The sequence below is a fragment of the Streptomyces sp. NPDC059649 genome, from assembly GCF_042734445.1.
Classification (GTDB): Bacteria; Actinomycetota; Actinomycetes; order Streptomycetales; family Streptomycetaceae; genus Streptomyces.
Window position 1 is genome coordinate 1 of record NZ_JBHWDV010000032.1, and the last position, 11687, is coordinate 11687.

General features: G+C 73.9%; 10 protein-coding genes and 1 pseudogene. 6 read left to right on the forward strand and 5 right to left on the reverse strand.

What is annotated here, in order from left to right; translation table 11 throughout:
• Nucleotides 1-196: 196 nt before the first annotated feature.
• Nucleotides 197-880: an O-methyltransferase gene (locus ACFV1J_RS27405; RefSeq protein WP_261955847.1), complete on the reverse strand. Its 684-nt coding sequence runs from the start codon at nt 878-880 to the stop codon at nt 197-199.
• A gap of 175 nt (nt 881-1055) precedes the next feature.
• Here ACFV1J_RS27405 and sigE point away from each other — a divergent pair, with 175 nt between their 5' ends.
• The 5 genes from sigE (at nt 1056) to ACFV1J_RS27430 (ending at nt 6686) form a co-directional block, all read left to right on the forward strand.
• Nucleotides 1056-1826 (forward strand): RNA polymerase sigma factor SigE, encoded by a 771-nt coding sequence (gene sigE / locus ACFV1J_RS27410; protein ID WP_385862352.1) that lies wholly within the window; start codon nt 1056-1058, stop codon nt 1824-1826.
• On the forward strand, nt 1823-2764 hold the full coding sequence (locus tag ACFV1J_RS27415; RefSeq protein ID WP_385862354.1) for a zf-HC2 domain-containing protein: 942 nt from the start codon (nt 1823-1825) through the stop codon (nt 2762-2764). The genes sigE and ACFV1J_RS27415 overlap by 4 nt, the downstream gene beginning before the upstream one ends.
• Nucleotides 2765-3046: 282 nt before the next feature.
• Nucleotides 3047-5323, forward strand: coding sequence for a trypsin-like peptidase domain-containing protein (locus ACFV1J_RS27420; RefSeq protein WP_385862357.1), 2277 nt, complete (start codon nt 3047-3049; stop codon nt 5321-5323).
• A 115-nt stretch (nt 5324-5438) separates the two neighbouring features.
• Nucleotides 5439-5921 (forward strand): sec-independent translocase, encoded by a 483-nt coding sequence (locus ACFV1J_RS27425; RefSeq protein WP_385862358.1) that lies wholly within the window; start codon nt 5439-5441, stop codon nt 5919-5921.
• 120 nt (nt 5922-6041) lie between these two features.
• A complete protein-coding gene (locus ACFV1J_RS27430; protein WP_385862360.1) occupies nt 6042-6686 on the forward strand; it encodes a hypothetical protein in 645 nt (214 codons plus the stop codon).
• A 289-nt stretch (nt 6687-6975) separates the two neighbouring features.
• Here the strand turns inward: ACFV1J_RS27430 and ACFV1J_RS27435 are convergent, their stop codons facing one another.
• The 3 genes and pseudogenes from ACFV1J_RS27435 to ACFV1J_RS27445 form a co-directional block, all read right to left on the reverse strand.
• The gene (locus ACFV1J_RS27435; protein ID WP_385862489.1) at nt 6976-8133 is read right to left on the reverse strand and encodes an Mrp/NBP35 family ATP-binding protein; all 1158 of its coding nucleotides are present in this window, start codon (nt 8131-8133) and stop codon (nt 6976-6978) included.
• A 45-nt stretch (nt 8134-8178) separates the two neighbouring features.
• Nucleotides 8179-8758 (reverse strand): annotated as a pseudogene (locus ACFV1J_RS27440) (DUF1003 domain-containing protein); the annotation flags it as partial.
• The gene (locus tag ACFV1J_RS27445) at nt 8748-10061 is read right to left on the reverse strand and encodes a magnesium transporter MgtE N-terminal domain-containing protein (protein WP_385862362.1); all 1314 of its coding nucleotides are present in this window, start codon (nt 10059-10061) and stop codon (nt 8748-8750) included. The pseudogene ACFV1J_RS27440 and the gene ACFV1J_RS27445, both read right to left, overlap by 11 nt.
• A 200-nt stretch (nt 10062-10261) precedes the next feature.
• Here ACFV1J_RS27445 and ACFV1J_RS27450 point away from each other — a divergent pair, with 200 nt between their 5' ends.
• Nucleotides 10262-11032, forward strand: coding sequence for a hypothetical protein (locus tag ACFV1J_RS27450; RefSeq protein ID WP_385862363.1), 771 nt, complete (start codon nt 10262-10264; stop codon nt 11030-11032).
• A 36-nt stretch (nt 11033-11068) separates the two neighbouring features.
• On the opposite strand, the gene ACFV1J_RS27455 is transcribed toward ACFV1J_RS27450, so the two are convergent.
• Nucleotides 11069-11611: a hypothetical protein gene (locus ACFV1J_RS27455; protein WP_385862365.1), complete on the reverse strand. Its 543-nt coding sequence runs from the start codon at nt 11609-11611 to the stop codon at nt 11069-11071.
• Nucleotides 11612-11687: the final 76 nt, after the last annotated feature.

The window sequence follows — 11687 nt, forward strand, 5'->3', positions numbered from 1 at the left end:
CTTTTGTCTTTATGTCCGTCTGACCCCCGCGGCCGCCCCGCCCGGGGGGGGGCGCGCCGTCTTGGCCCGGGCCGCCCGCCCGGGGCCGTTCGCATGCCGGGGGAGCGCAGGCCAGGGGTTCCGCTGTCCGGGGGGCGCAGGTCAGGGGGGTTCCGCTGCGCGGGGATCGTAGGCAGTGGTTCCGCGGTTCGGGTGATCAGCCGCGCTTGACCGCGCAGAGCAGGCCGTCGCCGACCGGCAGCAGGGACGGCACCAGCGTGGTGCTCTCCCGCACCGCCCGCAGCAGCTCGCGCAGCCGCAGCACCTCCGCGGGCTGCACCGCCGAGTCCACCGTCCGGCCGTCGGCGAAGACGCCCTCGAAGCACACCAGACCGCCGGGGCGCAGCAGCCGCAACGATTCAGCGAGGTATTCCAGGCACTCCATCAGATCGCCGTCGCAGAAGACGAGGTCGTACCCGCCGTCCGCCAGCCGCGGCAGGACGTCCAGCGCGCGGCCGGGGATGAAGCGGGCGCGGTTGCCGGCGAAACCCGCGGCGCGGAACGCCTGCTTGGCGAAGGTCTGCCGCTCGGGCTCGCAGTCCACGGTGGTCAGCACGCCGTCCGGCCGCATGCCGTGCAGGAGGTAGATGCCCGACACGCCCGTGCCGGTGCCGATCTCGGCGACGGCCTTGGCGTCGACGGTGGCGGCGAGCAGCCGCAGTGCCGCGCCGGTGCCGGTGGTCACCGTGCGGATGCCGGCCTCGCGTGCGCGGTCACGGGACCAGCGCAGGGCGGCCTCGGTGGTGCCGTCGATGGTCCCGGCGCCGTACGCCTCGGCGAATGCCAAGCTCGTCTGCCGGTTGCCGGTAATGGCCCTCTCCTGTCCCCGTAGTTGACGCAACCGTGACTGTATCCGCTGCGTGCGGGAACCCGCAGATGGGACCGGGCGTTAAAGAAGAGGAGGAGGAAGATGGGGGGACGCAGTGGTGAAGACCGCGCGAGACACGAATCAAGGCCAGAAGCTGGACCAAATGCAGGTCAAATCTGCTTATCCGGAGCTAACGGGCGAGGTGGATATGGTAGGGGCCCTACTGGACACCACCAGAGCCACCAGGGGAGGTGCGGCCACGACGGGTGACCGAGGAGTGCTGAGGCGCTTCAAGAGGTCGTTCGCCGAGCCGAAATCCGTGACAAACACCGCTGACCGTTTCCGCACTGACTCCGCACGCACCGCGACCTTCGCCGCAGACGCGGATGCGGAGGCGTGGACCCCGCCCAGCTGGGAGGAGATCGTCAGCACGCACAGCGCACGGGTCTACCGCCTCGCCTACCGCCTCTCCGGCAATCAGCACGACGCCGAGGACCTCACCCAGGAGGTGTTCGTCCGCGTCTTCCGCTCGCTGTCGACGTACACCCCCGGCACCTTCGAGGGCTGGCTGCACCGCATCACGACCAACCTCTTCCTGGACATGGTCCGGCGCCGGCAGCGTATCCGCTTCGACGCGCTCGGTGACGACGCGGCCGAGAAGCTCCCCAGCAAGGAGCCCGCGCCGCAGGAGCACTTCGACGACACCCACTTCGACGCCGACGTGCAGCAGGCGCTGGACACCCTCGCGCCCGAGTTCCGCGCCGCCGTCGTGCTGTGCGACATCGAGGGGCTGTCCTACGAGGAGATCGCCGCGACCCTCGGGGTCAAGCTCGGCACGGTCCGCAGCCGGATCCACCGCGGCCGCTCGCACCTGCGCAAGGCCCTCAAGCACCGCGCCCCCGCGCTGCGCGGCGAGGCGCAGCGCGAGCAGCGGCGGGCGCTGGCCGTGGTGCCCACGGGGGAGGTCGGGATCGCGTGAGCCTCAGTGGCGGTCCGTCCCCCGCCGAGCAGCATCTCGGCGACCGCCTCGCGGCCCTGGTCGACGGCGAGTTGGGGCATGACGCGCGCGAGCGGGTGCTCGCGCATCTTGCGACCTGCCCGAAGTGCAAGGCGGAGGCCGACGCCCAGCGTCGGCTGAAAAGCGTGTTCGCCGAGGCGGCGCCGCCCGGTCCCTCCGAGGGACTGCTGGCCCGGCTCGTACAGCTGCCCGGCGGCGACCCCGACGGTCCCGGCAGCCGGCTGGGCAACGGCGCGCTCGGACGCGGTGAATTCGCCCGCGGCGGCGGCGCGTTCCGCTATGTCCCCGCGGACGACCACTCCCGTCATGCCATGGCCGCCCTCGCCCCGCAGTCCCGGGCGCGCGGCTTCCGCGTCCAGGAGGACGGGCGGCCCGGACAGCGCCGCCGGTTCGCCTTCGCGGCGGCCGGCGCGGTCTCCCTCGCGGCGTTCGCGCTCGGCGGTGCCCTCCCGTTGGAGGCGGCCGTCGACGCGACCGGCGGACGGACCGACGGCGGCGGTACGGCCGTCACCCCGCTCACCGGCAGCCCCGCGGCGGACGGCTCCGCGATGCTGCGCGGCGCGGAGTTCGTCCCCAGCGCCCGGTCCCGGCCGGCCACCTGGCCGCCGTCCGGTGCCCCGACCCTGGCCCCGGCGCCCAGCGCGATGAGCCTGGACGGTGCCGGCGGCACGCCCGCCTCCCCGTCGGTGTCCTTGCCGCCGGACCAGCACGCCGGCCACTTCGGCCTGTCGCCGCTGATCGCCGCGACCGGCCCGGCCCCTGCGTACCGCCTCTCGCCCCTGACCGCCGCGGCCGGCGGCGGCCCGGTGCGCAAGAATCCGCCAGCGCTTCCCCCGTTGGAGCCGATGCACCCGCTGCACGGTTCCGTCGCGAACGGCCCCGCCGCCGACCGCCGCTGACCGCCCGCTGCACGGCCCCGGGGGAACTGGTTGAATCCCCCTGGGGCGGCGCACCCCTGACCGGGCGCGTGCCGCGAGGTGGTGGTGGCCCGCGGGGTCGTGGGCGAAGTAGGGGAGAGCATGGACGACGGTAAGGCCGCCGGGCCGAAGCTGAAGTGGTGGAGCCGCCCGGGAACCCCGCCGAGCCCGGAGCGGTCCGCCGAGACCGGTCCGCCGGCGATGCCGCCTGTGGAGCGCCCGACGGAGCCGTCGGGTACCGGGGAGTCGCCCGGTGTGCCCGGAATGCCCGACACTTCCGGCGAGACCGCGGTGCAGGAGCCGGAGGACTGGATCGTACGGCCGCCGGAGCGGAACCCGGGCGCGGAGGCAACGACCGTCCGCGCGGAGACGCCGGCCGCGGGTGCGGAGGCGCGGGCGGCGGGGGCGGACACGCCGGCCGCGGGTGCGGAGGCGCGGGCGGCGGGGGCGGACACGCCGGCCGCGGGTGCGGGTGCGGCTTCCGCGGAGCCGGTGGCTCAACGTCCCTACGGTGCTCGGGAGTTGGCCTCGGTGGCTCCGGCGGCTCCGGTAGCCCCGGCGGCGACGGGGCAGGCGGGCCCGGACCGTACCGACGCTGGGTCCGATGTGTCCGCCGAGGTCACCGCGCCCGCCGAGGCCACCGCGCCCGTCGAGAACGCCGCGCCCGTACCGCCCGGTGAAGCGCCGTCCCTTACCGCCACCGTGACGCTCGGTCAGGTCCCTCCGGCCGCGGCCCCCGAGACCGCCGGGCCGGCCGAGCCCACTCAGACCTTGCAGCCCACCCAGGGACCGGGGTCCACCCAGACACCGGGGTCCACCCAGGCACCGCAGGCCGGTGCGGCGCCCCCCGCCCCCGCCCCCGCCATGGCGTCCGCCTCCGCCGAGACGCCCGGTGCGCCGCCGCAGCGCCGGCCGTTGCACGCCGAGGACCCGTACGGGACCCCGCCGTACGGCGGTCCCGGGCCCTGGGCGCCCGCGCCGCCCGTGCAGCGGCCGGTGACCACCCCTGCGCACGGCACGGTGCTCCCGCCGTCCGCCGGCCCGATGCCCCCGTACGGCGCCCCGGCCGCCCAGGCCGCGCCCGGTGGCGGTGCGGGCTACCCCGGCGCGCAGCACTCCCCGCCACCCGCAGCCGGCCCCGGCGAGCAGCCGTACCCCGCCGCACCGCCGGGAGCCGCACGCGGCGACCAGCCGTACCCCGCCGCACCGGACGGGCCCGGGCCCGCCCAGCCCCCTCCGCCTGCCGGCCCGGCCACCGGCCCGGCCGCCGAATCCGGCGTGCCCGCGCAGCCGGACGGCGCCGCCCGGCCGCAGGGGCAGGCCGTCCCCGCGCACGACCACCCCGGTGCCCCGCGCGGTGTCTGGCAGCAGTACGACCCGTGGCGCGCGCCGCTGCAGGGCGGACCCCTGCCGCCGCCCGTCGCCCGGCGGACCCCGCGCGGGGTGCTGGTCGCCGGTGCGGTGGCGCTGGCGCTGCTCGCGGGCGGTGTCGGCGGCGGGATCGGCGCGTACGTCGAGTGCTACGGCGGGATCAACGACATCAAGCTGCCGCAGGCCGCCGGGGACTCCGGGGGCCGCAAGCCGGACAGCGTCGCCGGGATCGCCCGGGCCGCGCTGCCCGGCGTCGTCACGATCCACGTCCGCGGCAACGCCGAACAGGGCACCGGCACCGGCTTCGTCCTCGACCGCGAGGGCCACATCCTCACCAACAACCACGTCGTCGAACCGGCCGGGACCGGCGGCGAGATCTCGGTCACGTTCAGCGGCGGGCAGACCGCCAAGGCCAAGGTCGTCGGGCAGGACGGCGGCTACGACCTCGCGGTGGTGCAGGTCGAAGGCGTCACCGGGCTGCGGCCGCTGCCGCTCGGCAACTCCGACTCGGTGCAGGTCGGCGACCCGGTCGTGGCCATCGGCGCACCGTTCGACCTGGCCAACACGGTCACCGCCGGGATCATCAGCGCCAAGCAGCGCCCGATCACCGCGGGCGGCAAGAAGGGCGACGGCAGCGACATCTCGTACGTCGACGCGCTGCAGACCGACGCCCCCATCAACCCCGGCAACTCCGGCGGCCCGCTGGTGGACGCCCGGGCCCGGGTGATCGGCATCAACAGCGCCATCCGCGCGGCCGACAGCAGCGCCGGACCGGACGGCGGCGGGCAGGGCGGCAGCATAGGACTGGGCTTCGCCATACCGATCAACCAGGCCAAACGGGTCGCCGAAGAGCTGATCAACACCGGTCGGGCGACCCATCCGGTCATCGGCGTCACCCTGGAGATGGAGTACGCCGGCGACGGGGCGCGGGTCAGTGCGCACAGCAAGAACGGCCGGCAGCCGGTCATCCCGAACGGTCCGGGGGCCAAGGCGGGCATCCGGCCCGGTGACGTGATCACCAAGGTGGACGGTGCCCCGGTGCACAGCGGTGAGGAACTGATCGTCAAGATCCGCAGCCACCGGCCGGGCGACACCCTGGCGCTGACCCTCCAAAGGGACGGCAAGGAGCGGTCCGTCCGGCTCAGGCTGGGTTCCTCCACGACAGGCTGATCGTTTGCACGGTGTTGGCACGGTCGACTCCCGTCCGACGTGCGGGGCCAGGTACGGTGAGAGGCGGCCTGGCCCATAGGCCGACGAAGGCCGCGGATGACCCAAGGAGCTGAAGGTGTTCTTCGACATAGGACCCCTGGAGCTGGTAGCGCTCGTCGTCCTGGCGGTGCTCATCTTCGGTCCGGACAAGCTCCCCAAGGTCATTCAGGACGTGATGGGCGTCATCCGCAAGATCCGGGAGTTCTCCGACAGCGCCAAGCAGGACATCCGCAACGAGCTCGGCCCGGACTTCAAGGACTTCGAGTTCGAGGACCTCAAGCCCAAGAACTTCGTCCGCAAGCACGTCATGGAGAAGGACGAGTACGGCTTCAAGGACCTCCAGGAGATCCGTAACGGCTTCGATTTCCGCACGGAGATGGCCGAGGTCACCGACGCCGTGCACAGCCGCGAGAGCGGCTCCGCGGCCGCGCACCCGAACGGCTCAGGGCTCTCCCTCACCAAGGAATCACCGGCCTCCGCCGGGGGTCCGGACCTGGTCAAGAAGCCCGCGGAGCCGCAGCCGGACGAGCGTCCGCCGTTCGACGCCGACGCCACCTGACACACTCCGGTATGCCCGGGCTGTATTGACCCCTATGGCTATGCTCCGGGTGTCCGGGGTTTGGTCGCCTGAGGGGGGCGGGCCGCCCACGACGCAGGGCAACAAGGAGGCTCCGCTCAGATGGAGACGACGAGTCGGACAGCGGAACAAGAGGCGCCCGCCACGGTCGGCCGGAAGGCCGACGGCTATCTGCTGGCCGCGTTCCCGTGGTACGGCCTTGACGAGGCGTTCACCGGTCCGCGCTGGCTGATGCAGGTCGGCGCGGCCGCGGACGGCACCGTCGAGCACGGCGCGACCGGGCACGGCGAGCAGCCCACCATCAAGGTGGAGTCCCCGCAGGACGAGCGGTTCGCGGTGGTGGTGACGGTCGCCAGCCGCCCCGTACGGCGCAGTGCCGACGGCACCGGAGTGCTGGAGGCCACCTCGGTCTCCACCGCCGCCTGGCTCGCCGGATCCGGCCTGCTCAACCACACCTGGCCGACCCAGATGGACCGCACGCTGCGCCAGGCCTGGCTGGACCAGCAGACGATGCTGGCCTGGGAACTGGCCGACGACCTCGGGGGCGGGGCCTGGACCGAGCTGCTGCTGCCGGTCGACGGAGTCCCGACCTCCTTCGCCTACCGCGAGTCCGAGTACGGCTGGGTCCTCGCCGGCTCCGCGGGCGACGGCCCGGAGACCGTACACCTGGGCGCCTACGGGCGGGGGATGAGCGCCTACGGCCTTGGATTCTCCGTCGTCAAGGACCTCAGCGCCTACGAAGGCTGAGCGGCGCTGACGGCCGCACGGGCGACCGGGTCGCCGGCCGCACGCCTCGGGCCTTGGCTTTTCCGTCGTCAAGGACCTCAGCACGTATGCGGGCTGAGCGGCGCTGACGGCCGGCACGGGCGACCGGGTCGGGCGTCCGGACGGACGCCGCCCTCGGACCGGGCGCGTGTGGCAGCTGTGGGCGCCCGTGGATGCGGAAGGGGGCGGGCCCGGTGGCCCGCCCCCTGGTTCGCGTCAAGTGGCGCCAATGAGCCCCCGGGGCTCCGCTACGAGCCCGGGGGCACCACTCTCAGAACTTGTTGCGCGGGGTGATCCCCAGCGACATGCCGGCCAGGCCGCGCTGGCGGCCGCCGAGCTTGCCGGCGATCGCGCGGATGGCCGCGCCGGCGGGGGAGTCCGGGTCGGTCAGCACGACCGGCTTGCCCTCGTCGCCGCCCTCGCGGAGGCGGACGTCGATCGGGATGGCGCCGAGCACCGGAACCTGCGTACCGGTGGTCTTCGTCAGGCCCTCGGCGACCCGCTCGCCGCCGCCGGTGCCGAAGACGTCGACCATCTCGTCGCAGTGCGGGCAGGGCAGCCCGGACATGTTCTCGACCACGCCGACGATCTTCTGGTGGGTCTGGACGGCGATCGAGCCGGCGCGCTCGGCGACCTCGGCCGCCGCCTGCTGCGGGGTGGTCACGACCAGGATCTCGGCGTTCGGGACGAGCTGGGCGACGGAGATCGCGATGTCACCGGTGCCGGGCGGGAGGTCCAGGAGCAGCACGTCCAGGTCGCCCCAGTACACATCGGCGAGGAACTGCTGGAGGGCGCGGTGCAGCATCGGGCCGCGCCAGACGACCGGCGCGTTGCCGGGCGTGAACATGCCGATCGAGATGACCTTCACGCCGTTGGCCGACGGAGGCATGATCATGTTCTCGACCTGGGTGGGCCGGCCGTCGGCGCCCAGCATGCGGGGCACGGAGTGGCCGTAGATGTCGGCGTCCACGACACCGACCTTCAGGCCGTCGGCCGCCATCGCCGCGGCGAGGTTCACCGTCACCGACGACTTGCCGACCCCGCCCTTGCCGGAGGCGACCGCGTAGACCCGGGTCAGCGAGCCGGGCTGGGCGAACGGGACCTCGCGCTCGGCCGTGCCGCCGCGCAGCGACGCCGCCAGCTCCTTGCGCTGCTCGTCGCTCATCACTTCCAGGTCCACCCGGACGTCGGTGACGCCCTCGACCCCGGCGACCGCGTCGCTCACGTTGCGGGTGATGGTCTCGCGCATCGGGCAGCCGGAGACGGTGAGGTAGACCACGACCGCCACCGCGCCGTCCGCCGCGATGTCCACCGATTTGACCATCCCCAGTTCGGTGATGGGGCGGTGGATCTCGGGGTCGTTCACCGTCGCGAGCGCGGCGCGGATCGCGTCCTCGCTCGGGGTGCTGGGGGCAGTTTCGTGAGCCATGACCCGATGGTACGGCGCATGAGGCGGCCTCCGGAAAGGTCGCCGGCGGTCGCGTTCGTCACTCTCCGCGGCGGACCTCCGGCACCGCCTCCAGATCCCGTAGCAAGTCCTGCAGTTCGGAGCGGATCCAGTCGCGGGTGGCGACCTCGCCGAGGCCCAGCCGGAGCGCCGCGATCTCCCGGGTCAGGTACTCCGTGTCGGCGATCGACCGCTCGTTGCGCTGGCGGTCCTGCTCGTGGGTGACCCGGTCCCGGTCGGCCTGGCGGTTCTGCGCCAGCAGGATCAGCGGCGCCGCGTACGAGGCCTGCAGCGACAGCGCCAGGGTCAGGAAGATGAACGGGTACCCGTCGAACCGCAGATGGTCCGGCGCGGTCACGTTCCAGGTGATCCACAGGATGATGGCGACGGTCATCCAGACGATGAAGCGCCCGGTGCCCAGGAACCGGGCGATCTTCTCCGACAGCCGCCCGAACGCCTCCGGGTCGTACTCCGGCAGGAACGTCCGGCGCGGGGTGCGCGGCACGTCCAGCCGCACCCGGGGCCGGTCGGCGGCGCCGCGCCGCACCGCCGAGGCGCCGTTCGCCCGGGCGCGTTCCCGCGCGCCCTCCCGCTCCTCAGCGCCCATCCGGTGCCTCCGCCCGGCTCCCGGCACCGGTCAGCCCGGCCGCACCGCCGGCGTACAGCTCGGACTCCCGCCAGTCGTCCGGCAGCAGATGGTCCAGTACGTCGTCGACGGTCACCGCGCCGAGGAGGGCGCCGCTCTCGTCCACGACCGGCGCGGCGACCATGTTGTACGCCGCCAGGAAGCCGGTCACCACCGGCAGCGGGGTGTCCGGCGGCAGGGGCGGCAGATCGGTGTCGACGATCGAGCTGACGAGGGTGAACGGCGGGTCGCGCAGCAGTCGTTGGAAGTGCACCAGCCCCAGGTACTTGCCGGTCGGGGTCTCGTCGGGCGGCCGGCACACGTACACCTGGGCGGCGAGCGCCGGGGAGAGGTCCGGGTCGCGGACCCGGGCCAGCGCGTCGGCGACCGTGGCGTCCGGGCGCAGCACGATCGGCTCGGTGGTCATCAGCCCGCCCGCGGTGCGCTCCTCGTAGGACATCAGCCGCCGCACGTCGGCGGCCTCCTCCGGCCGCATCAGGGCCAGCAGCCGCTCCTTGTCCTCGTCCGGCAGCTCGGAGAGCAGATCGGCGGCGTCGTCGGGGTCCATCGCCTCCAGGACGTCGGCGACCCGTTCGTCCTTCAGCTTGCCGATGATCTCCAGCTGGTCGTCCTCCGGCAACTCCTCCAGGACGTCGGCGAGCCGGGCGTCGTCCAGCGCCGCGGCGACCTCACCGCGCCGTTTGGCGGACAGGTGGTGCAGCACGCCGGCCAGGTCCGCCGGCCGCAGCTGCTCGAAGGTGGCCAGCAGGCTCTCCGCGCCCTGGCCGTGCTCCTCCAGCGAGAAGCCGGTCACCGCCGACCACTCGACGGTCAGCGTCTCGCCCTTGCGGCGCAGCGCCCCGCCCCTGCCCTTGCCCTTGCGGACGAAGACCTTGTCGATCTCCCAGTCGCGGCGGGCCGGCAGCCGGGTGATGCCGATGTCGAGGACGGTGGCCTCCTCGTCGGTCTCCACCAGCCGCACCCGCCGGTCCAGCAGCTCGCCGAGCACCAGCGTCTCCGACGACCGCTGCTCGAACCGCCGCATGTTGATCACGCCGGTGATCACGATCTGCCCGGACTCGATACCGGTCACCCGGGTCATCGGCACGAAGATCCGGCGCCGGCTGATCACCTCGACGACCAGCCCGAGCAGCCGCGGCGGGCGGGCGCCGACCCGCAGCAGCGCGACGAGGTCCCGCAGCCGGCCGACCGGGTCGCCGTTGGGGTCGAAGACGGCGCTGCCGGAGAGGTGGGAGACGAAGACCCGGGGAGTCACCACTGCCATGCAGAGCGCCGCCCTTTCTCTCCCGTTTTTTGCCGGAAACGAGGCATCAATTCGGGTTCAGGCTAACGCGCCCCGGGCCGCGCCGCCCCGGTGGAGGACGCCGTAGGGTGACCGCCAGGTATCCCCCCGACGCGCCCGTACGTCCCAGGTACGCTGCCGTACTGCTGTCGAGGTCACCCGCATCAGGAGGCAGAGCCCACGTGAGCGCAATCCCCCCGGGGGCCCGCCCCCGACGCCTGCCCGGAGCCCGCCGTACGGGGCGCGCCGCGCTCGCGGGGGCGGTCTGCGCGGTACTGGCCGCGGGGCTGGCCGGCTGCGGCGCGGACGAGGACCCGGACGCCGGCACCAACGGCGTGGCGAAGCTGCCCCCGACGAAGATCCAGGCCAAGGCGCAGGCCGCCGCCGAGCGCGCCGGCACGGTCCACCTCACCGGCAACCTCGTCAGCAAGGGCCGCACGTACAAGCTCGACATGAGCCTGGCCGAGAACGGCGCCAAGGGCGAACTGACCACCAAGGCAGCCGCCTTCCAGCTGCTGCGGGTCGGCAGCGCGCTCTATCTGAAGGCGGACGCGGCCTTCTGGGCGGGCGAGAAGAGCGGCGCGTCCGGTGCGGCGCAGAAACTCGGCGGCAAATACGTCAAGGTGCCCGCCTCCGACCCGGTCTACCGGAAATTCAGCGGCTTCACCGACAAGGACACCCTGCTCGTCAGCCTGCTCGGGCTGCGCGGCAAGCTGACGGCCAAGGACCGTTCCAGCGTCGGCGGTGTCCGCACCGTCCGGCTGGCCGCCGGGGCCGGCGCCGGCGGCATCCTGGACGTCTCGCTGGAGGGCACGCCGTACCCGCTGCGGCTGCAGCGCGCGGGCGGCGCGGGCGTGGTCCGGCTCGGCGACTGGGACCGGCGCGTGGACCTCCGGGCCCCGGCGAAGGACCAGGTCGTCGACTACGGGTCGCGGATCTCCGGCGCGCACTGAGCCGCCGGGCCCGGGCCGCGGCCCGGGAACGTCCGGTCAGCCCTTGCGGCCGCGGCGCAGCAGCTTCGGCAGCGCCGCCGGGATCGGGCGGCGGGTGATCGCGGGGCTCGCCAACGGCGGCGCGGCGTGTGACTCCTCGGGCATCCGGCCGGGCCGCTGTACGGCCTCCGCGCCGGCCGGCTCCAGTCGCAGTACCCGGCACTCGCGCGCCCAGCGTTCGGTGAGGGTGTCCGCGTCCGGGGCGTTGAGCCGCTTGCCCTTCAGCTCCTCGACGGCGGACCGCCAGGCCTCGCTCTCCGGCGCCGCCTCGACGACCCTGGCCTGCCAGGCGACCAGCCGGCCGCCCTTGTCCTTGCTGCGTACGGTGACCGTCGCCGGGCCGCCGTCGGTCAGTCCGAGGTCGGCCAGCGGCTGCTCACCGCTGCCGTCACCGACGAGGCAGACCGCGCCGTCGTGCCAGACGTGCCACAGCGCCCGGGCGGGGCCCGTCGTCCCCCGCACCCAGATGAGGCCGGACTTCTTCGTGGCCTCCTCGATGAGCGCCCGATCCTGCAGGGCCTGCGACACGGTCTCCGTCATACGGCTCAGCCTAATGGCCCCGGACGCGGGCGCCCGGGGCCGCCCAGGGCCTGAGACGGGCTGGGCTCACAACCAC

Coding starts and splice junctions, on each gene's coding strand:
- sigE (WP_385862352.1), top strand. CDS start 1,056: ATGGTAGGGGCCCTACTGGACACCACCAGAGCCACCAGGGGAGGTGCG.
- ACFV1J_RS27455 (WP_385862365.1), bottom strand. CDS start 11,611: ATGACGGAGACCGTGTCGCAGGCCCTGCAGGATCGGGCGCTCATCGAG.
- ACFV1J_RS27435 (WP_385862489.1), bottom strand. CDS start 8,133: ATGGCTCACGAAACTGCCCCCAGCACCCCGAGCGAGGACGCGATCCGC.
- ACFV1J_RS27430 (WP_385862360.1), top strand. CDS start 6,042: ATGGAGACGACGAGTCGGACAGCGGAACAAGAGGCGCCCGCCACGGTC.
- ACFV1J_RS27445 (WP_385862362.1), bottom strand. CDS start 10,061: ATGGCAGTGGTGACTCCCCGGGTCTTCGTCTCCCACCTCTCCGGCAGC.
- ACFV1J_RS27420 (WP_385862357.1), top strand. CDS start 3,047: ATGCCCGACACTTCCGGCGAGACCGCGGTGCAGGAGCCGGAGGACTGG.